The organism is Microvirga antarctica (assembly GCF_017921815.1).
Lineage (GTDB): Bacteria > Pseudomonadota > Alphaproteobacteria > Rhizobiales > Beijerinckiaceae > Microvirga > Microvirga antarctica.
Genome location: NZ_JAGEMM010000002.1, coordinates 271219 through 294106, shown reverse-complemented (window position 1 = coordinate 294106; position 22888 = coordinate 271219). Strand labels below are relative to the sequence as shown.

Sequence of the window (22888 nt, the reverse complement as noted above, 5' to 3'; positions counted from 1 at the left end):
GCTTTTCCGGCGCGACCTTAGCCGCCCAGCTCGTCCTTCAGCATTTCCAGCTCGATCCAGCGGTCTTCCGAGGCCGATAGGTCACTCTGCAGGGTGGCCAGCGCCATCGACGCCTTCTGGAACCGTTCCGGATCGCGCGCATAGAGCTGCGGATCGGCCATGATCGCCTGAACCTTGGCGATCTTGGCCTCGATCTCACCGATCTTGGCCGGGAGCGTCTTGAGATCGTGCTGATCGTTGAAATTCATCTTGCGCCTGGCGGGCGCGGTTGGTGCGGACGCTGACTTGGGCGCTGCCCTCGGCTTGTCGTCCTTGGCGATGACCCGCGCCTGCACGCCCTGCCCGCGCTGGCGGATCATGTCGGTATAGCCGCCCGCGTACTCGTTCCACACACCCTCGCCTTCCGACACAAGGAGCGAACTCGCGGTGCGGTCGAGGAAATCACGATCGTGGCTGACGAGGATGACCGTGCCGGCATAGTCGGTGATCATCTCCTGGAGGAGATCGAGCGTTTCAAGGTCAAGATCGTTGGTCGGCTCGTCGAGAACGAGGAGGTTCGACGGTTGGGCCAGCGCGCGGGCCAGCATCAGCCGGTTGCGCTCGCCGCCTGAGAGCACACTCACGGGGGTGCGAGCCTGTTCGGGCGCGAACAGGAAGTCCTTCATGTAGCCGATGACATGCTTGGTGATGCCACCAATCACGACCGTGTCGCCGCGTCCCCCCGTCAGGGTCTCGGCAACTGTCGCATTGGGGTCAAGGCTCATGCGGCGCTGATCGAGGGTGATCATCTGGAGGTTGGAGCCGAGACGGATGCGACCCTCATCGGGTTTCGTGACGCCCGTCAGGAGATTGATGAGCGTGGTCTTGCCCGCGCCGTTGGGCCCCACGATGCCGAGCCGGTCGCCACGCAGAATGCGCAGGGACAGGTCCGAGACCAAGGTGCGCTCCCCGTAGGACTTGGAAATCTTGTCCGCCTCGACCACCAGCGTGCCCGATTGCTCGCTCTCGGCCAGCGTCATCGTCACGGTGCCGACCGCGCCGCGATGCTCGCGGTATTGCTGCCGCATGGCATGCAGATTGCCGAGCCGCCGGACGTTGCGCTTGCGCCGAGCGGTCACGCCATAGCGCAGCCAGTCGGCTTCGGCCGCAAGCTTGCGGTCGAGTTTGTGGTGATCGAGCTCTTCCTGCTCGAGAACGGCGTCACGCCAGGCCTCGAAATGGGCAAAGCCACGATCCATCCGGCGGGTCAAACCGCGGTCGAGCCAGATCGTCGCCTCCGACAGGTCCTCGAGAAAACGCCGATCGTGGCTGATCAGCACCATGGCGGAGCGGAGACTCTTGAGTTCGCTCTCCAGCCATTCGATGGCCGGCAGGTCGAGGTGGTTCGTCGGCTCGTCGAGCAGCAGGATATCCGGCGCCGGCGCCAGGGCATGGGCGAGCGCCGCCCGGCGGCCCTCGCCTCCCGACAGGGAGGCCGGTTGCTCTTCGCCGGTCAGGCCCAATTGCTCCAGCAGATATCGGGCACGATATGGATCGTCCCCCGGGCCGAGGCCGGATTCCACATAGGCGAGCGTGCTCTCGAACGCGCCGAGATCGGGCTCCTGCGCGAGATACCTGATCGTCGCACCCGGTTGCACGAAGCGCGTGCCGCGATCGGATTCGACGAGGCCCGCGGCGATTTTCAGAAGCGTCGACTTGCCCGAGCCATTGCGCCCGACAAGACAGGCGCGCTCGCCCGGCGCGATCGACAGTTCCGCATTCTGAATCAGGGGCGTCCCCCCGAAGGTGAGCGCGATGTTTTGAAGGGTCAGGAGGGGAGGTGCAGCCATTGCCGTTTCCGTGACATCTCCGGGGCGCGGATGCAAGGTCGATGGGGCGCACGCCAGGGTGGACGCGTGTTGATCTTTGTGATCCCCTTCTGGTCCACGGGCTGGACGCTTGCATGACGCTCACCAGACGCCTGCTCCTTCTGGCCCTGATTTCGGTTCTCCCTGCAATCGTGATCTGGACCTATACCGAGGTGTCACTCCGTCGCGCCCGGGAGGCGGAAGTGACCGAGCTCGCCGTGCGCCAGGCGCGGCTTGCGGCATCCGAGCTCGAACGGATCCTCGACGGAATTCAAAGCCTCTTGCTGGCGGTCGACGAAACGCCCTCGATCCGCGCCCTGAATGCTCCCGCGTGCAGCACCTACCTGCGCTCCCTGCAGCAGAAGGTGCCTCATCTCGTCTCCCTCGTGGCCTTGGATATGGAGGGCGCCGTCCGGTGCCGGCAGTCCGAGATCGGCGACGTCACTGCGCGATTCAGCGATCGGTCCTATTTCAAGATGGCACTCGCGAGTCAGGGCTTCGCGGTCGGAGATTTCACACCGGATTTTCCCGAAGGCGAGCTTGGTCCGCAGCCGGTGCTGCCGCTTGCCCTGCCGATCTGGGGCGAAGACGGACGGATTGTCGGGGTCATCGCGGCGGCCCTCGATCTCGGCTGGCTCGACGCCAAGCTGAAGGAGCGCGTCCTGCCAACCGACGGCTCGGTGACGATTGCGGATCGGTACGGGGTGATCATCGCACGGGAGCCCTTCCCGGAGCGCTTCGTCGGCAGCCGCATTCCTGACCTGTCGATGAAATACGTGCTGGCGAGCGAGCCCGGCTCCTTCGAGGCCCTCAGCCAGGATGGGGTGAAGCGCATTCTCGGCTTCATTCCGATCTCGACCTCGGCGCATGGAATCTACGTCAGTGCGGGCTTTTCGTCGAAGGCAGCGTTCGACACCATCAACCGCGCCGCCAACCGGGGCTTCCTGATCATCGCGGCGGCTCTCGTTCTGGTCCTGTCCCTGTCGTGGCTGACGAGCCATGCCTTCATCACCAAGCCGCTCGATGCCATGACGCAGGCGGTCCGCGCGTGGCGCCGGGGCGATTACAACGCCCGCATGGACCTCAAATCCGCACCGGGGGAGCTGGGCGTGCTCGCCCGCGCCTTCAACGACCTCATGGACGATCTGGCCACGCGCCAGCGGGCATTGCAGGCAAGCGAGGAGCGGGCGCGCCTGGCCCTTGAGGCAGGATCCATGGGGACCTGGTGGTACGACCACCTCAAAGGCACGGGCGGCTGGTCGACCCAGGCGGCGATCCTGCTGGGACTGTCGCCCGATGATCTCACGACGACGCTGCCAGCCTGGAAGGCCTTGGTCCACCCGCGGGATACCGACGCGGTGATGGCCAAGCTGCGCGCCGCCGCGACCGGTGACGGGGACTACGAGGATGAATACCGGATCGTCCGCGGCGATGAGGAGACACGCTGGATCAACTCCAAGGGCCGGGTGTTTTTCGACGCCGTCAAGCGGCCGGTCTATTTCGTCGGCATCTTTCAGGACATCACAGAGCGCAAACAGGCCGAAAACCAGCAGCGGCTCCTTCTCGACGAGCTTAATCACCGGGTCAAGAACACGCTGGCCACGGTCCAGTCGATCGCCGCGCAGACCCACCGCTCATCGCCGGACCCCAAGCAATTCAGGCAGGCTTTCGAGGGGCGGCTCTTCGCCCTGTCCAAGACGCACGACCTCCTGACACGCAATTCCTGGCAGGCCGCCGATCTTCACGACATCGCCGAGCAGGAGCTTGCCCCCTATCGACGGGACGGGGACGACAGGGTCCATATCGAAGGGCCGCCTGTGAAGCTTCCGCCGCGGCACGCCATCAATTTCGGTCTTGTGCTGCACGAGTTGGTGACGAATGCCGTCAAATACGGGGCGCTGTCACCAGCAGGGGGAATCCTCGACCTCAGCTGGAGCATCGTCACCTTTGCCCAATCGGCGGAACTTCACCTGACCTGGCGCGAGCATGACGGACCGCCCGTCAAACCCTCCAAGCACCAGGGCTTCGGATCTCGCCTGATCCGTCGCAGCATCGAAGGCGAATTGGCCGGTGCAGTGACGGTCAGCTTCGCGGAATCGGGCGTGTCGTATGTGATCGTCGTACCCGTTTGACGCGCTTGGTCCTCAGCGCAGCACGAGGTTGAGAAGCCAGTTCATCCGCTTGCCATACGGAGGGCGCGTCATCCCGGCGCCATTCAGGCGGGACTGGCGAAACACCGATCTGGCATGGCTGAATGTGCGGAATCCTGCCTCCCCATGATAGGCGCCCATCCCGCTCTCTCCGACCCCGCCGAAGGGAAGCTCCTCCTGCACGCAATGCAAAAGCGTGTCGTTGAGGGCCACGCCGCCCGAGATCGTGGCGGCGAGTGCATGGTCCACGGTCGCCTGGTCATTGCTGAAAAGATAGAATGCCAGAGGCCGGGGGCGCTCGTTGATGTATCGGCAGGCCTCCGCGAGGTCGTCATAGGGGACCACCGGCAGGACCGGCCCGAAGATTTCTTCGCGCAATGCGGTTGCGTCGGTCGGGACGCCCGACAGAACCACAGGCGGAAATTTGCGGGCGAGCGCCGAGACGGTCTCGTTTGCCGGATTGATCTCGCGCACCATGGCACCCCTCCCCCGCGCATCGGCCACGAGGGCTGTCAGCCGGTCGAAATGCGCGTCGCTGACGATGGCAGTGTAATCGGGGTTCCCGGCAAGGGAGGGATAGAGCCGAGCCACCGCCTGGGAATAGGCGTCGATGAAGGCTGCTTCCTGCACTCTCGGCACCAGGGCATAATCCGGTGCGATGCAGGTCTGGCCCGCATTGAACAGTTTGCCCACGGCGATCCGTTCGGCAGCTTTTGCGACCGGAAAATCCGGCGCCAGCACAACCGGCGACTTGCCCCCCAGTTCGAGCGTCACCGGAACCAGATGTTCAGCCGCCGCGCGCATCACCTTTCGGCCCACTCCTGTCGATCCGGTAAACAGCAGATGGTCGAAGGCAAGGCTCGAGAAGGCCTGGGCGACCTCGGGGCCGCCCTGGATCACCGCCACATCCTCCGGGAGAAAGACGAGAGCGATGACCTCTGCCAGCAGGGCAGAAGTCGCAGGCGTGAGTTCCGACGGCTTGATCATGGCCCGGTTTCCCGCCGCAATCGCTCCGGTCAACGGTCCGAGTGCGAGTTGAACCGGGTAATTCCAGGGCGCGACGATCCCCACGACGCCAAGGGCCTGCCACATGATCTCGCCCCGCGCGGGCCTGAACATCAGGTCGATCGGTCGCCGGGTCGGCTTTGCCCAGCGCCGGAAATGCCGGCGGGCATGCCGCAAGCCAGCAATGACCGGAAAAATGTCGGCGAGCCGGGTCTCATGCGGCGAGCGATGTCCGAAATCCGCGCTGATCGCCTGCGCGAAATCCTCAGACCGGCTGAGAAGAGCCTCGACAAGGGCATCCATGGCGGCAGCCCTACGCTCCATGGAAAGCGGCCCGTCGCGCAAATAGGCTGCCCGTTGCGCGGCCAAGACCCCCGGCAAACGTTCAATTGATGCCGTCCAGTCCTGTGCGCGCATAACGTGAAACCATGGTTGAGGAGCCGTTAAGATATGGCCGCGCCTGCGGAAATCCAGCAGGTTCGGGGGCGAGAGCATGGCGGCCAGGCCACACCCGGCGTCTATCATGGTTCGCGCACCGAGGTTTCCGTTGCGCGAAGATTGTGGCTGGTCCAGTTTCCCGCGCAGGGATGGAGACCTCATGGTCATCCCCGCGCGTGGCAGAGGTTAGCGGCTTTTCATGTCTCAAGGTCTCGCATCGCTCCTGCGCCGCACTCAGCTGATCGCTGGAGGCCTCGCCATGGCCTTTACGCTGGCCGCCTGTGCCGGGACGCCGCGGGGCGTCCTCCTGCCGGTCGCGGCCGGAACGCCGGGGACCACGCAGGTCGACATGCTGGTGGCGACCACCCGCGACCGGGCCACCGACCCCGGGGAAATGTATACCGGCGAGCGCGGCACGCCCCAGGCAACCTTCGCCAACATCACCGTGTCGATCCCGCCACAGCAGGTTCGCCAAGTGGGCGAGGTGCAGTGGCCGCGGTCTGTTCCCGGGAATCCCGCCACCGATTTCGTCGCCCTCAGGGCGGATTCGCTGACGCAGCCGCAAGCTCTCAAGTGGTTCAATCGGAAACTGGCGCAGACGCCGCAACGGCGGGTGCTGGTTTTCATCCACGGGTTCAACAATCGCTTCGAGGACGCGGTCTTCCGCTTCGCGCAGATCGTTCATGATTCCGATGCGCCGGTCGTGCCCGTTCTCTTCACGTGGCCGTCACGCGGGTCGCTTTTCGCCTACGGCTACGATCGGGAAAGCAGCAATTTCTCACGGGATTCCCTCGAAAACCTGCTGACGCATCTCGCCCAGGACCCCAGCGTGGGCGAGATCTCGATCCTCGCCCATTCCATGGGCAACTGGGTCGCCATCGAGGCGCTTCGCCAGATGGCGATCCGCAACAAGCGGATCGCTCCCAAGATCCGAAATGTGATGCTGGCCGCACCGGACGTGGACGTGGACGTGTTCCGGTCCCAGTTCACCCAGTTCGGACCGAACCGACCCAATTTCACGCTGTTCGTCTCGCAGGACGACCGTGCGCTAGCCGTCTCGCGCCGTGTGTGGGGCAGCACGTCGCGGCTGGGCGCCATCGATCCCGAAGCGGAACCCTACCGGACAGAATTGGCGCAGGAGAAAATCACCGTCATCGACCTGACCAGCCTCCGCACGGGCGACAGCCTCAACCACGCCAAATTCGCCCAGAGTCCCCAGGTGGTGCAGATGATCGGCCAGCGCCTTGCCAGTCAGGATACGATCACGGATTCGCGGGTCGGGCTCGGGGAGCGCATCGTGCAGGTGACCACGGGAGCCGCCGCGACCGTCGGGAGCGCCGCCGGCGTCATCATCTCGGCCCCGGTCGCCGTGATCGACCCGCGCACCCGCGAGAACTTCGGCGGACAGGTCAAGGAACTGGGCGCCACCATCGGAGACGCGGCGACCTCGACCGGGGACCTGATCGTGGAAGGGCCCAACGCGGTGGTGCGGCGCCGGCCCTGAGCCTGACGCGATCGATCATCCGCCGGTTTTCCACCGTAGCGCTTCCCACAGGCTGTGAAAAATGGGGATTGCGGGGACCGCGCGGCGCGTCACGGCATTGTACGGAACTGTCCGGGCCGGCTGATCTTTGACAGCCTGCGCAGGGCGGAGCGGTCCTGCCGGAGGCACGGCGATGTCCCTGCACTATTTCCATTGCACGAACGGCGTCGACATGATCGTCGACCGCCACGGGGCCCGGATCCGGCCGCAACAGGTCGAGCGGGTCGCAGCCTGCGTGGCAGGCGCATTGATGGCCGGGCTGCCGGCCTTCCCAGATTGGTCGGATTGGCTGGTCAACGTCTACGACTCATCGGGGAGTGTGGTGGCGATCGTGCCGTTCTCCGCCACCCACGCTTGAGACTCGCGTCAGGGACTTAGCGCAAGCCGCCGATGGTGGGAGGAAGGTCGTTGCTGCCGAAATTGTCGGTGACGGGCATCGGAGATTGGTAGATCTGCGACTGGACGTAATTCGGCTCGCGGCTGGGCGCGTTCGAGGAAACGCAGCCGGCCATGAGAACGGCTGCGGCCAGCGTGAGGGCGATCTGTTTCATTGTCGGTCCTAAGAATGCCCGCGGCATGATGCCCGCGGACGGAGTGAAGTCGGTCCCTGGATGAAGGGGACACACCTTGCGTGCCGGCCCCGCCAGTGCAGCTCGCCGAGAGCCGGATTATCGCCCTCTCCCCGCAACCAATGGGTCAGACAAAACCATTCACTCCCCCGTACGGTCAAGTCTAAACGGCCGTTGGAGCGGTCCCCTCCGGGCCTCGAATGAAAATTTCGTTAACGCGATGGAATCGCGCCACAGCAGGGAAAACATCGCCTGAAAACGGCACTTGATCCTCGGCAACATTATCCACTCTCCAGCCGGAGAGCAGACGGGGTTCCACGATTCGGCTAGATCTGATGCCGCTCAGTCAAGAAGTGGAAGCACAGATGGCCCCAGACCTGGATCTCGATCTTATCGGCGCACTCACCGGGTTCTCCGTTGGGACCCTCGATGGGCGTGACGCGATGATGGTCATCGAAATCGCCGCCAACGCGAAGGACTTCGCCCAAGGCATCCGTCACAAGATGCCTGTTGCCATGACACCGGAGCGGGCGCGGGAACTCGGCGAAGCCCTTTTGATGGCCGCGGACGCCGCCTCCATGGGTGAAGTGCCCTCCTGCGCCGTCAACTGAAGTCGTCTCGCGATCGGTTCGGCCGATCCTCATCAGACTGGTAGGCCGGTGTAATTCTCCGCAAGGGACTGCGCAGCGGCCCGCGACCCGACCAGATAGTCGAACTCGCTGCGCTGGATGCGACGCCCGAACGAATCGGTGTTCGGGAGGGTGTGGAGGATCGACGTCATCCACCACGAAAACCGCTCCGCTTTCCAGACCCGCGCGAGCGCCCGGGACGAATAGGCGTTTACGCCAGCCTCAGACCCCTCGCCGTAGAACTCGATTAGTCCCTCTGCCAGATACCGCACATCGCTCGCAGCCAGATTCAGTCCCTTCGCGCCCGTTGGTGGCACGATGTGGGCGGCATCGCCGGCGAGAAAGAGGCGCCCGAACCGCATCGGCTCCGCCACGAAACTCCGCAGTGGGGCGATCGACTTTTCAAGGGACGGACCCGTCACCAGTTGCTCGGCGGTTTCAGGATCGAGGCGGCTGCGCAATTCGTCCCAGAAGCGATCATCCGTCCAGCGGGCCACATCCTCATCCGACGCGCATTGAACATAATAGCGACTGCGGGTCGGCGACCGCATGGAGCAGAGCGCGAACCCTCTCTCGTGATGGGCGTAGATCAGTTCATCCGCCACCGGCGGTGTCTCGGAGAGAACGCCCAACCATCCGAAAGGGTAGACCCGCTCGAAGGTGCGAAGCGAGTCCGGCGAAACACTCGCGCGCGACACGCCATGATAGCCGTCGCAGCCGGCGATGAAATCGCACGCAATCTCGTGCGCTACTCCGTCTTTCACGTAGCGAACCCTGGGGTTGGCGCTGTCGAAATCGTCCACGCTCACATGATCGGCCTCGTAGATGGTCAGCGCGCCGGACGCATCGCGCGCCGCCATGAGATCATGGGTCACTTCGGTCTGGCCATAGACCATCACGCGGCGTCCGATGAGATCCTCGAAATCGAATCGGTGACGGTCGCCATCGAAGCTGAATTCGACACCCCGATGCACCAGCCCTTCAGCGTGCATGCGCTGTCCCACGCCAGCCTCGTCCAGCAGGTCCACGGTGCCTTGTTCGAGGACGCCAGCGCGAATCCGGCCGAGCACATACGCACGGCTGCGTCGCTCGACGATCACCGTCTCGATTCCCCGGTTCTGGAGCAGGCGGCCGAGCAGGAGGCCAGCCGGACCTGCTCCGATGATCGCGACCTGAACACGCATGCCTGTCTCTCCGAATCCGCGGGATTGATCCGCGCGACGATGGAACGGGCGGCGGCGCGGGAGGTCTCAGCCTATCGCGGTTTTCCCGAAATGGCAGGCCCCTTTGGGGTGTCGCCTGGCGACAGAGAGGCCGATTGCAGGACGCCATGGCCGCACCCGTGGAACCGCCTAGTCTGCTCGGCGACTGAAACAACCGCATGTCCGACCTGAGACTTGGCATCTGGATCACCCATGCATATACGTTCCATATACGAATCGTAAGGGGGCTCTCATGGGCATTGTGAACATCGACGACGACCTGCACGATCAGGTGCGCCGGGCGTGCAAGGTCTCGTGTCGGTCGATCAACGCGCAAGCCGCCTACTGGATCAAGGTTGGCATGCTCTGCGAGACCAATCCGACCCTGAGCTTCACAGAAATCATCAAGGAACAGCTACGCTCGGCGGGCGTATCGGCCCCACCGTTGGTGGTGAGCGAGGCATGACGAGGAAGCCTAACGAACTGGCCCTGTTGGCGGATTCCGGCAGGCTTCTGGCATCCGTCTTCACGATGTTGGATCAACTATCGCTCGCCGGCATGTCCACCCTCGAAATTAACGACCGAGTCGAAGATTTCATCGTCCGCGATCTGCAGGCTCGACCGGCCAGCAAGGGCCAATATGGCTATGGGTTTGTGTTGAACTCGTCGTTGAATGACGTGGTCTGCCACGGCGTTCCGTCCCCATCGACCGTGCTTCGGGGCGGCGACATCGTCAATGTCGACATCACGCTTGAGAAGAACGGCTATCTGGCCGATTCCAGCAAGACTTACCTCGTGGGCGAGGTCAATCCGCTCGCGGCGAAGCTCGTCAGCACCGCCTATGAGGCCCTGTGGATGGGGATTCGGGCGGTGCGTCCCGGCGCACAACTGGGCGATATCGGCTGGGCGATCGAGCGTCATGCCAAGCGGCATGGATACTCCGTGGTGCGGGAATATTGCGGCCACGGCATCGGCCGCGAGATGCATGAAGAACCGCAGGTGATGCATTTCGGAAAGCCGGGAACTGGCCTCGCGCTCCGTGAGGGGATGGTGTTCACCATCGAACCGATGATCAACCGGGGCCGAAGGGGCGTGAAGACCGAAGCTGACGGCTGGACTGTCGTGACGAAAGACGGGTCGCTCTCGGCCCAGTTCGAGCACACCGTTGCGGTGACAGCATCGGGCGTGTCCGTGCTCACACTGCGTCCTGACGAACGACACATGTTGAAAAAGATGAAGGGCCGGGACTGACCGAGGACGATCGCTGTCCGTTCCTGCGATGGTTCGGACATCGATCTGGAAAGCGGCAGACCCGATTCCGCGCCGGCGTTGAGACTCGTTGGCGCGACGCCGTCAGCGTCTATCCGTGGTCCTGCGTTTTGAAGTGCATGCCCGCGGCGAGCGTCTGCGCTTTATGCAACGCGGCGGCTGTCGCTGTCGTCATCTGAGGAAGCACCATCCATTCCAGCGTCCAGGCCGCGCCGGAGCGCTCGTTCTCGTGAACGAGCGCCTGATGGAGCGTGCCCAGCAGGCCCGCATTGAAACGCGCGATGGCCACGAGCACCTCGGCGGTGACCGGGTTCGATTTATGCGCCATCGCAGAGGATCCTCCGCCATCGGGCAACAGGACTGCACCCACTTCGTTCTGCGCCATCAGGACGATGTCCTGGCCGATCTTGCCCAGAGATCCCGACACCAACGAGAGGAACCCGCCATATGCCCCGATTCTTTCCCGTTGCGAATGCCAGGGGGGCACATTGCGCAGATCGAGGCGCTCCGCCAACCCGATCGCCACGGCCTCGCTTACGCCGCCCTGTTCACTGCGCGTGCCAATCGGCCCGCCCAGTTGAATCACCAGAAGCTCAGACCGCAATGCGAGAAGGGCTGCGCGGTGGCGCACCAGTGGCGCGATCCAGGTGTCGAGTTTGTCGGCAACGGTGAACGCAAGCGCCTGCTGCATGCGCGTATGTGCCATCAGCGGCACCGCACCCTCGCGTGCTTTCAGAGCCTCAAGCGTTGCGAGCAGAGTAGACAGGCGATCGAACAGAAGTGTGGTGACGCTCCTCAACCGCAGCATCAGGCCCGTGTCGATGACATCCTGACTCGTCGCATCAAGATGCACGAACGGCGCGTGCGCCTCGCCGACCGCGCGCCGTAATTGCCGCACGAGCGCCGGCACCACGACCCCGTCCCGGGCAAAGCCTGCGGAGAGATCCGGCCAATCGGGCCGGAAATCCTGGCAGGCCCGTACGATTGCATCGGCCGTAGCGGGTTCGATCAGCCCCGCACTCGCCTGTGCCTGCGCGAGCGCCGCCTCGAACGCCAGCATAGCCCGCAATTCGGACTCGTTCGAGAAGTACGCGCCGACCTCCTCGTCGCCCACGAGGGCGGAGAGCAGTGGCGATGAGGGACCGACAGGCATCATCCGGGAAGCCTAGACGGCCTCGAGGGCGATGGAAATGCCCTGCCCCACCCCGACGCACATGGTGGCGAGCGCGCGCTTGCCGCCGTTCAGCTTAAGCTCGAGCGCAGCGGTGCCCGCAATGCGGGCACCCGTCATGCCAAGGGGATGGCCGAGCGCGATGGCCCCGCCATTGCGGTTCACATGCGCGGCGTCCTCGGCGATTCCCAATTCACGCAAGACCGCGATGCCTTGGCTGGCAAAGGCCTCGTTCAACTCGACGACGTCGAAATCCGCCGGGGTGAGCCCGAGGCGTGCGCACAATTTTCGCGTGGCCGGCACGGGGCCCATTCCCATGACCCGGGGCGCAACGCCCGCGGCGGCGCCACCGACGATGCGCGCCAGTGGCTCCAGCCCGTATTTGCGCATCGCCTCCTCGGACGCGACGATGAGCGCCGCCGCACCGTCATTGACGCCCGAGGCGTTGCCGGCTGTCACCGTGCCATCCTTCCGGAACGGTGTCGGCAGCTTCGCCAGCATTGCGAGCGTGGTGTCGCTGCGCGGGTGCTCGTCCATGGCGACCGTCACCGGATCGCCGCGGCGCTGCTTGATCGAGACCGGTGTGATCTCCTTGGCGAGACGTCCGTTCTTCTGCGCTTCGCCCGCCTTCTGCTGAGACCGCAATGCGAAGGCGTCCTGGTCCTGCCGCGACACGCCGTGATCCTCCGCGACATTCTCGCCGGTCTCGGGCATGGAATCGACGCCGTATTGCTGCTTCATCAGCGGATTGACGAACCGCCAGCCAATCGTGGTGTCGAAAATTTCCGCATTTCGGGAAAATGCCGACTCCGCCTTCGGCATCACGAAGGGCGCGCGGGACATGGATTCGACGCCGCCGGCGATGATGAGATCGGCATCACCGGAGCGGATGGCGCGGGCGGCGGCAATGACCGCATCCATCCCCGATCCGCACAGACGATTGATGGTCGATCCCGAAATCCCGGTTGGGAGGCCCGCAAGCAGGAGCGACATGCGGGCAACGTTGCGATTATCTTCGCCCGCCTGGTTGGCGCAGCCGAAGATGACGTCGTCGACCGCCTCGAAATCGATCAAGGGGAATTGCGCCATCAGCGCACGCAGCGGCACAGCGCCGAGATCGTCGGCCCGCACGCTGGAAAGAGCCCCTGCATAGCGGCCGATGGGGGTGCGCAGATAGGCGCAGATATAGGCGTCTCGCATCATGATTGTTCCTTCTTGCCGCCATGGGCGCGCGCGGTGCGCGCATGCAGGTCACGCAGTGTCGTCAATTCCAGTTCGGTCGGGGGCGGTGTCTCCTCGACGGTCGCGGCGAAGCGCACCGTCCAACCGCAGGTTTCCTGCACCTTTTCGCGTGTGACGCCGGGATGCAAGGAGACGACAGTGAATTCCTTGCTCTCAGCGTCCGGTTTCCAGATTGCCAGATCGGTGACCAGCAATGTCGGGCCCTTGGTGGAGATCCCCAGGCGCTTGCGATGATCGCCCCCTTCGCCATGCCCGAAGGAGGTGAAGAAATCGATTTTCTCCACCATTCCCCGCGTCGTCTGCTTCATGGTGATGAACACCTCCTGGCAGGATGTCGCGATCTCCGGAGCGCCTCCCCCACCGGGCAACCTGACCTTCGGGTGATGGTAGTCACCGATCACCGTCGTGTTGATGTTACCGAAGCGATCAAGCTGCGCGGCGCCGAGAAAGCCCACGGTCACACGGCCGCCCTGCAGCCAGTAGCGAAACATCTCCGGCACCGACACGGTCGTGACCGCGGTCGCGCACAATTCACCGTCGCCGATCGACAGCGGCAGGACATCGGGTGCCGTGCCAATGGTCCCGCTCTCATAGATCAAGGTAATGCCCGGCGCATGCGTCAGGCGCGCCACGTTGCAGGCCGCCGAGGGCGCGCCGATGCCGACGAAGCACACATCGTCGTTGGAGAGCGCGCGGGCTGCCGCAATGGTCATCATTTCGGTCGGTGTGACGTTGGAAAGATCCGTCATCTCAGAGTCCCTTCACGCGTTCGGCAAAGACATCGGGGGTTGCATCAAGGACGTTGTCTTTCATCCAGCGCGTGAAGAGATCGCGATCGGCCGAGATCTTGTCCCATTCCAGATAGGCTGCGTTGTCGCGGGCATAGTACCCATGGGTGTAAGACGGGTGCGCCCCGCCGGGGACCTTCACGATGGATGTCACCGTCCAGTGCGGCAGGACGCACAGGTTGGGATGCAGGCCCGCGAAGTCGTCGACAATTTCTTCGACCGTCACAACGGCGCGCTTGGCGGCCAGGACAACCTCCTTCTGCACACCGACAATGCCTTCGACGAGAACGTCGCCACGCTTGTTGGCCTTCTGTGCGTGGATGAAGGCCACATCCGGCCGGTGCGCGGGAACGGCCGCGAGCTCCTCGCCCGTGAAGGGGCAGATCACGCTCTTGATGCCGGGATTGACGTCCTTGAGGCCAGCGCCCCGGTAGCCGCGAAAGATTGCGCAAGGGAGCCCGGCGGCGCCTGCCTCGTAGGCATTCGCCATGGCCGCATGGCTGTGCTCGACGGTCTCGAGCGGAACCGGCCATTGGTTTTCGATTGCATCGCGCATCCGCCGCAGCAGGCCGACACCCGGATTTCCGGCGTACGAGAAAACCGCGGCCTTGGCCAGTCCCATGCCGATCATCTGATCGTAGATGATATCCGGCGTCATGCGGATCAGCGTCAGGTTCCGGCGCCCCTGGCGGATCGCCTCATGGGCTGCGGCATGTGGAATGAGATGGGTAAACCCCTCGAACGCAACCGTGTCGCCGTCCTTGAGATTGTCGGCGACCGCCTCGCGGAGGCTTTGAAACTGGGCCATTGGATTCTTTCGTTACGATCAGATGTCGAAGAAAACGGTTTCGCCTTCACCCTGAAGGCGAATGTCGAAGGTGTAGGTCGCAAGCCCATTCGCCTCTGAACGCGATGCGATCAGCGTCGGAATGCGGCGTGTGTGTTCGATGCGGGCCAGAACCGGGCATTGCGCATTGGCTTCTTCCTCGTCGGCGAAATACAGGCGCGTGTGCAGGCCCAGATTGATTCCGCGCGAGACGAGCCAGAACGTCACGTGCGGCGCCATCATTCGCCCGTCGCGATAAGGCACCCTGCCCGGCTTGACGGTCTCAAAGTGGTAGATGCCGGTGACGGGATCGACCGGCTGCCGCCCCCAGCCGGCGAAATGGGGATCGGCCTTTCCACGCTTTTCCTGCGGAGAGGGATAGAGCCCCTGCGCGTCGGCCTGCCAGATCTCCACCAGCACGTCCTTGAGCGGTGCGCCGCTGCCGTCAAGGACACGGCCCTCGAGGACGATGCGCTCACCGAGCGTTTGCGTGTTCAGCATCCGGCTGCCGAGGTCCTCGTTCCAGACGCCCTTGATCTCCACGCTGTTCGGATTGGTGCCGATGTGCACATAGGGCCCGGCCGTCTGCGACGGCGATTCCTTCAGACGATCCAATTTCTGCACCATCAATTCCCCTCCGGGCGGTTCTCGAACATCGTCGCGCGTCGGCCGCGCAGGACGATGTCGAACTTGTAGGCAAGCGCATCCATCGGAAGCGTCGCGTTGCGGTCGAGCGCCGCCACGAGTTGCTCGATCGCGGCCTTGTCCGGGATCGTTCGCACGATCGGGCATTGCCAGATCATCGGATCGCCCTCGAAATACATCTGCGTGATCAGGCGCTGCGCAAAGGCATGACCGAAGACCGAAAAATGGATATGCGCCGGACGCCAATCATTGACGCCGTTGGGCCACGGATACGCACCCGGCTTGATGGTGCGGAACTCATAGCGTCCCTCGGAATCGGTGATCGCCCGGCCGCATCCGCCGAAATTCGGATCGATCGCCGCGAGATACGTCTCCTTCCTGTGCCGATAGCGTCCGCCCGCATTGGCCTGCCAGAATTCAAGCAGCGCGCCCGGAACAGCACGGGCATTCTCGTCAAGGACGCGGCCGTAGACGACGATGCGTTGGCCGATGGGATCGCCATCCTTGGCGTAGTTGCGGATCAGATCGTTATCGAGCGGCCCCAGAAGCGCGTCGCCAAAGACCGGACCGGTCAATTCCGAGATTGTGTTGTCCAGAGACAGCAATGGAAAGCGCGGGGAGCGCAGGATGGACGTCTTGTAGTCCGGGGTGAATGCGGGCGGATGCCAGGCGCGATCACGCTGGAAGTAGGATCCGTCGTCGGACATGTGTGCTCCTCACAACAGCAGAAAGCTTGGGCTCAAGTCGTTTCCATGTCGGCCAGAACCTTCTTTACAATCTTGAAGGCGTGATTGGCCGCGGGAACACCGGCGTAGACGGCCACGTGCATCAAGGCCTCCCGGATATCCTCGCGCGTCGCGCCGGTATTGGCGGTCGCGCGCACATGCATTGCGACCTCCTCGTCCTGTCCGAGAGCGGCGAGCAACGCGATCGTGACGATCGACCGCTCGCGAAGGGAAAAGTGGGGGCGCGACCAGACGGTGCCCCAGGCCCCTTCCGTAATGAAGGACTGGAAGTCCGCATCGAGATCGGTCACCTGTGCGCTCGCGCGATCCACATGCGCGTCGCCAAGCACCTTGCGCCGCACCACCATGCCGGCCTCGTAACGCTCGCTCCTGTCGTGATCAGACATATCCCGCCTCCTCAAGATGCTGCGCAATCAGCCGCGACGTGACCGCCGGCTGTTCGATGCATGGAATGTGTCCGGCAGCCGGGATGATCTCGAACCGAGCGCCGGGGATGAGGCCGGCGGTGTGCCGGACGAGCTCCGGCGGCGTCGACCCATCCTGATCGCCGACGATGCACAACGTGGGTGCCGCAATCGACGGCGCGTCTGCGGTCAGATCCGCATCGCGGATCGAAGCGCACGTGCCCGTGTAGCCATGAGGCGGCGTGCGCACGAGCATGTTGCGCCAGCCCGTCCATTCGGCGGATCGCACCTCGCGGAATGATGGGGTGAACCACCTCTGCATGACGGCGTCGGCAATCGACGCGAGGCCTGACGTTTCCACGGCAGCGATACGTTCGGCCCAGCTCTCTGCGGTTCCGATCTTCGTGGCGGTGTCACACAGAATGAGAGCCGCGACCCTTTGCGGGGCCCGCACAGCTATCCGCTGGGCGATCATGCCACCGACCGACAGGCCGACGATCGCGGCCCGTTTGACCTGGATCTGTTCGAGCAGGGCCAAAAGGTCGTCCGCATGGTCGTCCATAGCGTAAGGAGCCGGCGGCGCATCCGACAATCCGTGGCCGCGCTTGTCGTAGAGGATGACCCGGTATGTGCCGCAGAATGCGTCAACCACGTCCTGCCAGATCCGAAGGTCGCTGCCGAGCGAGTTGACAAAGACCAAAGCCGGGCCGTCGGCGCGGCCGAGGATCCGGTAGTGAAGAACGAGCCCGTTTGCGCGGATGAATGCCATGAACCCTCTCAGTGCAGCGTTCCAACGCCGATGTAATGCTCAATCAGTTGGTCGTCCGCGCGAAGGGCGGTCGAGGTGCCCTGCCAGACAATGCGACCGCGCTCGAGGATCACGACCTTTTCGGCGAAATCGAGGGCCGCCTCGATCCGCTGCTCGACCAGCAGGACGGTCATGCTCCCGCCTGCGGCGAGCTTCGTGAAGGCGATCATCAACTCGTCGCAGATCACCGGCGCGAGGCCTTCGAGCGGTTCGTCGAGGAGAAGCAGCGATGGCTCCCCGAGAATACAGCGGGCCGTCGACAGCATCTGCTGTTCACCGCCCGACAATTGCCAACCCAGATTGCGCCGCCGCTCTTTCAGGCGCGGAAACATCTCGTAGGCTTCCGCGATGACGCTGCCGGGCCTGTCCTTGATGCCGGCCAGCAGGTTTTCCTCGACGGTCAGCGACCGAAAGATATCGCGGGTCTGCGGCACAAGGCCGACCCCCCTGCGGGCCCGTTCAGATCCGCGCAGCCGGGACACATCGTCGCCATCGAGCAGGATAGCGCCGCCCTGGTGGCGCGTCAGGCCCATGATGCTCGACAGCAGCGTCGTTTTGCCCATCCCGTTTCGCCCGAGAATTGACAGGCGTTCGCCGGCAGCCACCGAGAACGACAGATCTTCGAGGACGCGTGTCGGACCGTAGCCCGCGCTCAGGCCCTGTACCTCAAGCGTGCTTGCGGGCATCGGCGTAACTTCCCAGGTAGGCTTCGCGAACCTTGGCGTTCGCGGCGACTTCAGACGGCAGCCCTTCGAAGATGATCTCGCCGGCAGCAAGCACGACCACGTGCTTGGCGAACCGGAACACGAGATCCATGTCATGCTCGATCATCAGTACAGCAAGACTCGGCGGCAGGCGTTCGAGCGCCCGCTCGATCCGCGGCGTCTCGCTCTGCGGCACGCCGGCGGCCGGCTCGTCCAGCAACAGCACCTTCGGCTTCAACGCCAGTGCGATGGCAATCTCGAGAAGCCGCTGCTGGCCATAGGCGATCTCGCCGACCTTGCGCCGCGCCACCTCGAGGAGCCCGAGCGCTGCGAGCAGACCTTCCACCTCGCCCGTCACGGTCGAGTCGCTCCTGAATCCGCCGAGGATACGGGACGCGCGCCCCTCGCGCTGGAGCACCGTGAGGATCAGGTGCTCCTCCGGGGTCATATCGGAAAAGAGGCGTGTGACCTGGAAGGTCCGCACAAGACCCTGACGAACCCGAGGCACGACGCCGAGCCGCGTGACATCCTGCTCCCCGATCAAGATCCTGCCGGTGTCCGCACGCAACTGGCCAATGACCAGATTGACGAAGGTCGTCTTGCCGGCGCCGTTTGGACCGATGAGCGCAACGCGGGCACCCGCCTTCATGGCAAGCGAGATGTTGCGGCTCACGGTCAGCCCGCCGAAGGCCTTCGACAGAGCCTCGACCTTGAACACGTCGCTCATGGGCGCTCCCCATGTCGGCTCGGCGTCCAGAGCCGTGCAACCAGGCCGCCGAGGCCACGGGGCGCGGCGATGACGACCGCGATGAGAAGGGCGCCGACCATCGTCATCCAGTGGAACGGATTGATGGCCGAGACCACGTGTTCGAACGCCATGAAGATGATCGTTCCGACAATTGCCCCGTACAGCGTGCCGATCCCGCCAAGCACGAGCATGACCAAGGCATTCGCCGAGAGTTCGAAGCTCACGCTGTCGAGACCGACGACCTGGGTCGAGATCGCCGCCAGCGCACCGCCGGTTCCGGCCACGGCGCCGGAGATGACGAACATCTTGAGCAGCACCGGCGAGACGAAGGCCCCCATGGAGCGGATGCGGATCGGATCCTCCTTGATGCCACGGCACATCATTCCGAAGGGGGATGCGACGACAAATTTCAACGCCGCAAAGACGGCCACCAGGATTACCACGCCAAGCAGATAAGCGGTGCGTCCCCACAGATCGAATGCGAAGATGCCGAACAGCGGCCCGACCGTCAGGCCGGCAAGTCCATCGCTCCCGCCCGTATAGGACGACGCCTTGTTGGCCGCCTCATGGAAGAGCTGCACGATGGCAATGGACAATACCAGCTGGGCGAGACCGTGGGCGCGCAGCATGATGCCGCCCATCACCAGCCCGGCAGCAGCGCCCGCCACCGCACCGATCAGGAGGAGGCTCAACGGCTCGGTCACTCCTGAAACGCAGGCAATGCCCGCCGCATACGCGCCGGCCCCGAACAAGGCGGCTTGGCCAAGTGTCGCAACGCCGCAATAGCCCACCACGAGGTCGAGCGAGAGAGCGAGCATCGCCAGAGCCGTCACCCGCGTCAGAAGCGCGAGGCTGTCGGGGAACAGGAAATACCCGGCAGCGCCGGCGACCGCGATCAGCAGAATGCCCGCAACGTCGCGCCATGCCCCGCCGCGGTGCTTCGGCAACGCCGGGATGGAACGGGTGTCTGCTTCGATCTGCACCTCAGTGCGCCCTTCCGAGAAGACCGCGCGGAAACACCCAGACAATGGCAATCACAGCTGCGTAGAAAAAGAAATTGCCGAATTCAGGCATGAGATATCGGGCCGTCGTGTCGACTGCGCCCAGCACCAGACAGGCGATCAGCGCGCCGGGAATGGAGCCTGCGCCGCCCACGGAGACGACCACCAGAAACGTCACCATGTAGCGCAAGGCATAATAGGGTTCGATTGGCAGGAACTCGGCGCCGACCACGCCGCCGAAGGCGGCAAGGCCCATCGCAACAGCGAAGGCGATCGCGTAGACGACCTGCGTGCGGATGCCCAGCGCTTCGGAGATCGGCGCGTTGTCGACAGTGGCGCGCAACCGAATGCCGAAGGCGGTCTTCTCGATGAGGAACCAGAGCCCGAGCGCGACAACCGCCCCGCAGGCCATCACGAAAAGCCGATGCGCCGCCACTGACCGAAAGCCCAGATCGACCGGCTGCGATAAGAAGCCCGGCAGCGGAATCGTCTTCAAGGTGGGGCCGAAGAAGTAGTTGGTGATGCCGATCACGCAGAACGTGATACCGATGGTCATCAGCACCTGCGTCAGCTGCGGCGCACCATAAATCCGCCGATACAAGAACCGCTCGAGGGGTATCGACACGGCAATGGTGCCCGCCATCGCCAGCAGGATCGCCACCCCATAATTCGTGCCGAGGTCGCGCACCGCATAGGACGCGATGTAGCCCGCGATCATCGCGAAGGCCCCATGCGCCAGATTGACGACCCGCATCAGGCCCATGGTCAGAGACAGGCCGATGCAGATGATGAACAGCGCCATGCCGTAAGCGAGAGCGTCGATGGCGATACTGAATGCGGTCTGCATGTGGATGTCCCGTCGGGCCCAGCCGGATTTTTGCGCGCGGGCGCGCTGTCCGGAGCCGGACGCGCGCCCCCGCCGATGTCAGACGTCAGGGTGCTGCAAGGCCGGGATCTTTTTGATTGGCGAAGGTCTCGATTTCCTTGTTGTAGGCCTTGCCCGCGCTGTCCTTGGCGACTTCGCGCAGATAGATATTCTGCGTCACATGGCGCGTCTCGGGGTCGATACTGACCGGGCCGCGGGGGCTGGTCCATGACAGCCCCTTGACGGCCGCCACCGCTTTTTCCGCGTCCTGCTTGCCGTCGGTCGCCTCCATCATCTTGTAGATGACGTTCATCCCGTCATAGGCTCCGACGGCGGGAAACGACAATTGCTCAGGCGAACCGATGGCTTTGCTGGCCGCGTCGACAAAGGTCTTGTTCTCTGGACTGTCGTGCGCGACCGCGTAGTGGAACGACGTCAGGAGGCCTAGCGCACCATCGCCAAGCGCCGGCAGATCAGATTCCTGTGTCAGGTCGCCGGGGGCAAGAAACTTGATGCCGGCCTGCCGAAGTCCCGTCTCGTTATAGGCCTTCACAAACCCCAGTGTGGTTGGTCCTGAGGGCAGGAATGCGAAGACAGCATCCGCTTTCGAGTCGCGAACACGCTGCATGATCGGGCTGAAATCGTTGGTGTTGAGCGGCATTCTGATGGCCTCGACCACCTGGCCGCCAGCTGCCTCGAATGCCTTCTTGAACGCCACTTCGGCGTCGACGCCCGGGCCGTAATCGCTGACGGCCGTGATGACCTTCTTGATGCCGCGGTCGACCGCGACCTTGCCGAGGGGAGTCGTCGTCTGGGCGGTCGTGAAGGACGTCCTCACCACCAGCGGCGACGTGTTCATGATCGCCGAGGTCGCGGCGTTGAAGATGACCAGCGGGGTATTCGCCTGTTTCAACAGGGGAGTAATCGCCATCGCGTCGGGGGTGAAATAGACGCCGCCGAGATACTGTACCTTGTCCTTCACCACCAGTTCCTGCGCCAGCGCGCGCGACTGCGCCGGGTTGGCGGCGGGCAGGTCGCGATAGATGATCTCGACATCGTGTCCCTTCACGCTCTTGCCGTTGAGCGCCATGAAGGCTTCCACGCCAGCCTGAAAGTTCTTTCCCTGCAGGGCGAACGGACCTGAGAAGGGTCCGATGATGCCGACTTTGATGGTATCCGCCGATGCGGCGACCGTGCCGAGAAGCAACGCGCCGAGCGCAGCCCCCAGGAGCTTCTTTTCAACCATGGCATTTCCTCCGTGCTGTTTGCGACAGCCTGCTTGTTCATCCTAAGCGGTCGAGGCCCATCGATGAAGCCGTCTCATGCTCCCTGGGAGTGTTCGCAGAACGAACATTGAAACTCACACCGAACATGAAGTACTCTCCGTCCGTGAGGTGTCAAGTCCGTGACGCTTACGGATGGAGGGTGGGGATGAAAGAGCGCGCGGAGACGACAGAAACTCGGCCTCCGGACCCCGACGCGAAGGAATTCGTGGCAAGTCTCGAAAAGGGACTCGCGGTGATAGAGGCATTCGGCCCCGACCAGCCACGGCTGACGCTGGCGGATGTGGCCAAACGCACCGGGATTACCCGGGCGGCCGCTCGCCGCTATCTCCGAACCCTGGCGAAACTCAATTACGCGGAGTTCGACGGACGCTACTTCAGCCTCAGCCCACGCATCCTGCGGCTGGGCTATGCGTATCTGTCGTCTTCTTCGCTCTCGGAACGGCTCCAGCCCGCCCTGGAAAAGATCTCGCGGCTCACCGGCGAGTCCAGTTCGGCGGCGATGCTCGATGGCGACGATATCGTCTACGTGGCCCGATCGCCGACGCAGCGCATCATGTCCGTGAGCCTCGGGATAGGGACGCGACTGCCCGCTTATTGCACATCGCTTGGCCGCGCCATCCTTGCTCACCAATCCGCGGAAGCCATCGACGCCTATCTCAAGCGGGTCAAACTGGAACCGCGCACGCCTCGGACGGTCACCCGCAGGCAGGATCTGAGGGACCGGCTCGACGACGTCCGTCTGCGGGGATGTGCGGTGATCGACGAGGAACTGGAACTGGGCCTGCGATCCATCGCACTTCCGCTCATCGAGCCGAACGGGTCGGTCCGCATCGCGCTGAACGTCAGCACCCAGGCAGCGCGCGTGTCCGCAAACGATATGGAAAGCCGCTTCCTCCCCGCTTTGCGCGAGGTGGCCGAGGGGCTGCGTCACATCCTTTAGAGAATAAGATTCCAATCGGGCGGAACCGCCCGATTGGAGGATTGGCAGGTGCCCGGGCCTCG

24 protein-coding genes are annotated in these 22888 nt (G+C 63.9%); 7 read left to right on the top strand and 17 right to left on the bottom strand.

Translation table 11 applies throughout. The features are described from left to right. Positions 1 to 17: 17 nt before the first annotated feature. Positions 18 to 1829 carry an ATP-binding cassette domain-containing protein gene (locus tag J4G32_RS08755; RefSeq protein ID WP_210485855.1) on the bottom strand — a complete coding sequence of 604 codons (1812 nt, stop codon included), beginning with the start codon at positions 1827 to 1829 and terminating at the stop codon, positions 18 to 20. Positions 1830 to 1942: 113 nt separating this feature from the next. Here J4G32_RS08755 and J4G32_RS08750 point away from each other — a divergent pair, with 113 nt between their 5' ends. Further along, a complete protein-coding gene (locus J4G32_RS08750) occupies positions 1943 to 3979 on the top strand; it encodes a sensor histidine kinase (RefSeq protein ID WP_210485850.1) in 2037 nt (678 codons plus the stop codon). 12 nt (positions 3980 to 3991) lie between these two features. Here J4G32_RS08750 and J4G32_RS08745 read toward each other — a convergent pair whose 3' ends face one another. Beyond that, the gene (locus J4G32_RS08745; RefSeq protein WP_210485848.1) at positions 3992 to 5419 is read right to left on the bottom strand and encodes a coniferyl aldehyde dehydrogenase; all 1428 of its coding nucleotides are present in this window, start codon (positions 5417 to 5419) and stop codon (positions 3992 to 3994) included. Between the two features lie 220 nt (positions 5420 to 5639). Between J4G32_RS08745 and J4G32_RS08740 the strand changes: the two genes are divergently transcribed. Together J4G32_RS08740 and J4G32_RS08735 are read left to right on the top strand one after the other, a co-directional pair. Beyond that, a complete protein-coding gene (locus J4G32_RS08740; RefSeq protein ID WP_210485846.1) occupies positions 5640 to 6944 on the top strand; it encodes an alpha/beta hydrolase in 1305 nt (434 codons plus the stop codon). Positions 6945 to 7116: 172 nt separating this feature from the next. Continuing rightward, positions 7117 to 7341: a DUF6894 family protein gene (locus tag J4G32_RS08735; protein WP_210485844.1), complete on the top strand. Its 225-nt coding sequence runs from the start codon at positions 7117 to 7119 to the stop codon at positions 7339 to 7341. A gap of 16 nt (positions 7342 to 7357) precedes the next feature. Here the strand turns inward: J4G32_RS08735 and J4G32_RS08730 are convergent, their stop codons facing one another. Continuing rightward, positions 7358 to 7534 carry a hypothetical protein gene (locus tag J4G32_RS08730; RefSeq protein WP_210485842.1) on the bottom strand — a complete coding sequence of 59 codons (177 nt, stop codon included), beginning with the start codon at positions 7532 to 7534 and terminating at the stop codon, positions 7358 to 7360. Positions 7535 to 7917: 383 nt separating this feature from the next. Here J4G32_RS08730 and J4G32_RS08725 point away from each other — a divergent pair, with 383 nt between their 5' ends. Further along, a complete protein-coding gene (locus J4G32_RS08725) occupies positions 7918 to 8163 on the top strand; it encodes a hypothetical protein (protein WP_210485840.1) in 246 nt (81 codons plus the stop codon). Positions 8164 to 8195: 32 nt separating this feature from the next. Here J4G32_RS08725 and pobA read toward each other — a convergent pair whose 3' ends face one another. Further along, positions 8196 to 9365: a 4-hydroxybenzoate 3-monooxygenase gene (gene pobA / locus J4G32_RS08720; protein WP_210485838.1), complete on the bottom strand. Its 1170-nt coding sequence runs from the start codon at positions 9363 to 9365 to the stop codon at positions 8196 to 8198. A gap of 271 nt (positions 9366 to 9636) precedes the next feature. On the opposite strand from pobA, the gene J4G32_RS08715 reads away from it, so the two are divergent. Further along, entirely contained in the window at positions 9637 to 9849 is a 213-nt protein-coding gene (locus tag J4G32_RS08715) for a ParD-like family protein (RefSeq protein ID WP_210485834.1), read from the top strand. Further along, positions 9846 to 10634 carry a type I methionyl aminopeptidase gene (map, locus tag J4G32_RS08710; RefSeq protein ID WP_210485832.1) on the top strand — a complete coding sequence of 263 codons (789 nt, stop codon included), beginning with the start codon at positions 9846 to 9848 and terminating at the stop codon, positions 10632 to 10634. Before J4G32_RS08715 ends, map begins: the two co-directional genes overlap by 4 nt. Positions 10635 to 10743: 109 nt before the next feature. On the opposite strand, the gene J4G32_RS08705 is transcribed toward map, so the two are convergent. The 13 genes from J4G32_RS08705 to J4G32_RS08645 form a co-directional block, all read right to left on the bottom strand. Further along, positions 10744 to 11808 (bottom strand): 3-carboxy-cis,cis-muconate cycloisomerase, encoded by a 1065-nt coding sequence (locus tag J4G32_RS08705; RefSeq protein WP_343232615.1) that lies wholly within the window; start codon positions 11806 to 11808, stop codon positions 10744 to 10746. 9 nt (positions 11809 to 11817) lie between these two features. After that, the gene (gene pcaF, locus J4G32_RS08700; RefSeq protein WP_210491068.1) at positions 11818 to 13023 is read right to left on the bottom strand and encodes a 3-oxoadipyl-CoA thiolase; all 1206 of its coding nucleotides are present in this window, start codon (positions 13021 to 13023) and stop codon (positions 11818 to 11820) included. Then, entirely contained in the window at positions 13023 to 13814 is a 792-nt protein-coding gene (locus tag J4G32_RS08695; protein ID WP_210485830.1) for a CoA-transferase subunit beta, read from the bottom strand. Before J4G32_RS08695 ends, pcaF begins: the two co-directional genes overlap by 1 nt. Position 13815: 1 nt before the next feature. Next, a complete protein-coding gene (locus tag J4G32_RS08690) occupies positions 13816 to 14661 on the bottom strand; it encodes a CoA transferase subunit A (protein WP_210485828.1) in 846 nt (281 codons plus the stop codon). An 18-nt stretch (positions 14662 to 14679) separates the two neighbouring features. Beyond that, positions 14680 to 15306, bottom strand: a complete 627-nt coding sequence (pcaG, locus tag J4G32_RS08685) for a protocatechuate 3,4-dioxygenase subunit alpha (protein ID WP_210485826.1) — start codon at positions 15304 to 15306, stop codon at positions 14680 to 14682. Further along, the gene (pcaH, locus tag J4G32_RS08680) at positions 15306 to 16031 is read right to left on the bottom strand and encodes a protocatechuate 3,4-dioxygenase subunit beta (RefSeq protein ID WP_210485824.1); all 726 of its coding nucleotides are present in this window, start codon (positions 16029 to 16031) and stop codon (positions 15306 to 15308) included. The genes pcaG and pcaH overlap by 1 nt, the downstream gene beginning before the upstream one ends. A 32-nt stretch (positions 16032 to 16063) precedes the next feature. Then, a complete protein-coding gene (gene pcaC, locus J4G32_RS08675) occupies positions 16064 to 16456 on the bottom strand; it encodes a 4-carboxymuconolactone decarboxylase (RefSeq protein WP_210485822.1) in 393 nt (130 codons plus the stop codon). Next, on the bottom strand, positions 16449 to 17243 hold the full coding sequence (gene pcaD / locus J4G32_RS08670) for a 3-oxoadipate enol-lactonase (RefSeq protein WP_210485818.1): 795 nt from the start codon (positions 17241 to 17243) through the stop codon (positions 16449 to 16451). The genes pcaC and pcaD overlap by 8 nt, the downstream gene beginning before the upstream one ends. A gap of 8 nt (positions 17244 to 17251) precedes the next feature. Then, a complete protein-coding gene (locus tag J4G32_RS08665) occupies positions 17252 to 17968 on the bottom strand; it encodes an ABC transporter ATP-binding protein (RefSeq protein ID WP_210485816.1) in 717 nt (238 codons plus the stop codon). Then, positions 17949 to 18713, bottom strand: coding sequence for an ABC transporter ATP-binding protein (locus J4G32_RS08660; RefSeq protein WP_210485815.1), 765 nt, complete (start codon positions 18711 to 18713; stop codon positions 17949 to 17951). The genes J4G32_RS08665 and J4G32_RS08660 overlap by 20 nt, the downstream gene beginning before the upstream one ends. Further along, the gene (locus J4G32_RS08655; protein WP_210491058.1) at positions 18710 to 19711 is read right to left on the bottom strand and encodes a branched-chain amino acid ABC transporter permease; all 1002 of its coding nucleotides are present in this window, start codon (positions 19709 to 19711) and stop codon (positions 18710 to 18712) included. Before J4G32_RS08655 ends, J4G32_RS08660 begins: the two co-directional genes overlap by 4 nt. A gap of 7 nt (positions 19712 to 19718) precedes the next feature. After that, complete coding sequence (locus J4G32_RS08650; protein ID WP_210485813.1) at positions 19719 to 20582, bottom strand: branched-chain amino acid ABC transporter permease; 864 nt, start codon at positions 20580 to 20582, stop codon at positions 19719 to 19721. Between the two features lie 85 nt (positions 20583 to 20667). Further along, positions 20668 to 21846, bottom strand: coding sequence for an ABC transporter substrate-binding protein (locus J4G32_RS08645; RefSeq protein ID WP_210485811.1), 1179 nt, complete (start codon positions 21844 to 21846; stop codon positions 20668 to 20670). 185 nt (positions 21847 to 22031) lie between these two features. Here J4G32_RS08645 and J4G32_RS08640 point away from each other — a divergent pair, with 185 nt between their 5' ends. After that, the gene (locus J4G32_RS08640; protein ID WP_210485809.1) at positions 22032 to 22826 is read left to right on the top strand and encodes an IclR family transcriptional regulator domain-containing protein; all 795 of its coding nucleotides are present in this window, start codon (positions 22032 to 22034) and stop codon (positions 22824 to 22826) included. The last annotated feature ends 62 nt before the right edge of the window (positions 22827 to 22888 follow it).

Excerpts from the sequence above, each read along its gene's own strand:
- J4G32_RS08755 (WP_210485855.1), bottom strand. The coding sequence starts at position 1,829 with ATGGCTGCACCTCCCCTCCTGACCCTTCAAAACATCGCGCTCACCTTC.
- J4G32_RS08750 (WP_210485850.1), top strand. The coding sequence starts at position 1,943 with ATGACGCTCACCAGACGCCTGCTCCTTCTGGCCCTGATTTCGGTTCTC.
- J4G32_RS08745 (WP_210485848.1), bottom strand. The coding sequence starts at position 5,419 with ATGCGCGCACAGGACTGGACGGCATCAATTGAACGTTTGCCGGGGGTC.
- J4G32_RS08740 (WP_210485846.1), top strand. The coding sequence starts at position 5,640 with ATGTCTCAAGGTCTCGCATCGCTCCTGCGCCGCACTCAGCTGATCGCT.
- J4G32_RS08735 (WP_210485844.1), top strand. The coding sequence starts at position 7,117 with ATGTCCCTGCACTATTTCCATTGCACGAACGGCGTCGACATGATCGTC.
- J4G32_RS08730 (WP_210485842.1), bottom strand. The coding sequence starts at position 7,534 with ATGAAACAGATCGCCCTCACGCTGGCCGCAGCCGTTCTCATGGCCGGC.
- J4G32_RS08725 (WP_210485840.1), top strand. The coding sequence starts at position 7,918 with ATGGCCCCAGACCTGGATCTCGATCTTATCGGCGCACTCACCGGGTTC.
- pobA (WP_210485838.1), bottom strand. The coding sequence starts at position 9,365 with ATGCGTGTTCAGGTCGCGATCATCGGAGCAGGTCCGGCTGGCCTCCTG.
- J4G32_RS08715 (WP_210485834.1), top strand. The coding sequence starts at position 9,637 with ATGGGCATTGTGAACATCGACGACGACCTGCACGATCAGGTGCGCCGG.
- map (WP_210485832.1), top strand. The coding sequence starts at position 9,846 with ATGACGAGGAAGCCTAACGAACTGGCCCTGTTGGCGGATTCCGGCAGG.
- J4G32_RS08705 (WP_343232615.1), bottom strand. The coding sequence starts at position 11,808 with ATGATGCCTGTCGGTCCCTCATCGCCACTGCTCTCCGCCCTCGTGGGC.
- pcaF (WP_210491068.1), bottom strand. The coding sequence starts at position 13,023 with ATGCGAGACGCCTATATCTGCGCCTATCTGCGCACCCCCATCGGCCGC.
- J4G32_RS08695 (WP_210485830.1), bottom strand. The coding sequence starts at position 13,814 with ATGACGGATCTTTCCAACGTCACACCGACCGAAATGATGACCATTGCG.
- J4G32_RS08690 (WP_210485828.1), bottom strand. The coding sequence starts at position 14,661 with ATGGCCCAGTTTCAAAGCCTCCGCGAGGCGGTCGCCGACAATCTCAAG.
- pcaG (WP_210485826.1), bottom strand. The coding sequence starts at position 15,306 with ATGGTGCAGAAATTGGATCGTCTGAAGGAATCGCCGTCGCAGACGGCC.
- pcaH (WP_210485824.1), bottom strand. The coding sequence starts at position 16,031 with ATGTCCGACGACGGATCCTACTTCCAGCGTGATCGCGCCTGGCATCCG.
- pcaC (WP_210485822.1), bottom strand. The coding sequence starts at position 16,456 with ATGTCTGATCACGACAGGAGCGAGCGTTACGAGGCCGGCATGGTGGTG.
- pcaD (WP_210485818.1), bottom strand. The coding sequence starts at position 17,243 with ATGGCATTCATCCGCGCAAACGGGCTCGTTCTTCACTACCGGATCCTC.
- J4G32_RS08665 (WP_210485816.1), bottom strand. The coding sequence starts at position 17,968 with ATGCCCGCAAGCACGCTTGAGGTACAGGGCCTGAGCGCGGGCTACGGT.
- J4G32_RS08660 (WP_210485815.1), bottom strand. The coding sequence starts at position 18,713 with ATGAGCGACGTGTTCAAGGTCGAGGCTCTGTCGAAGGCCTTCGGCGGG.
- J4G32_RS08650 (WP_210485813.1), bottom strand. The coding sequence starts at position 20,582 with ATGCAGACCGCATTCAGTATCGCCATCGACGCTCTCGCTTACGGCATG.
- J4G32_RS08645 (WP_210485811.1), bottom strand. The coding sequence starts at position 21,846 with ATGGTTGAAAAGAAGCTCCTGGGGGCTGCGCTCGGCGCGTTGCTTCTC.
- J4G32_RS08640 (WP_210485809.1), top strand. The coding sequence starts at position 22,032 with ATGAAAGAGCGCGCGGAGACGACAGAAACTCGGCCTCCGGACCCCGAC.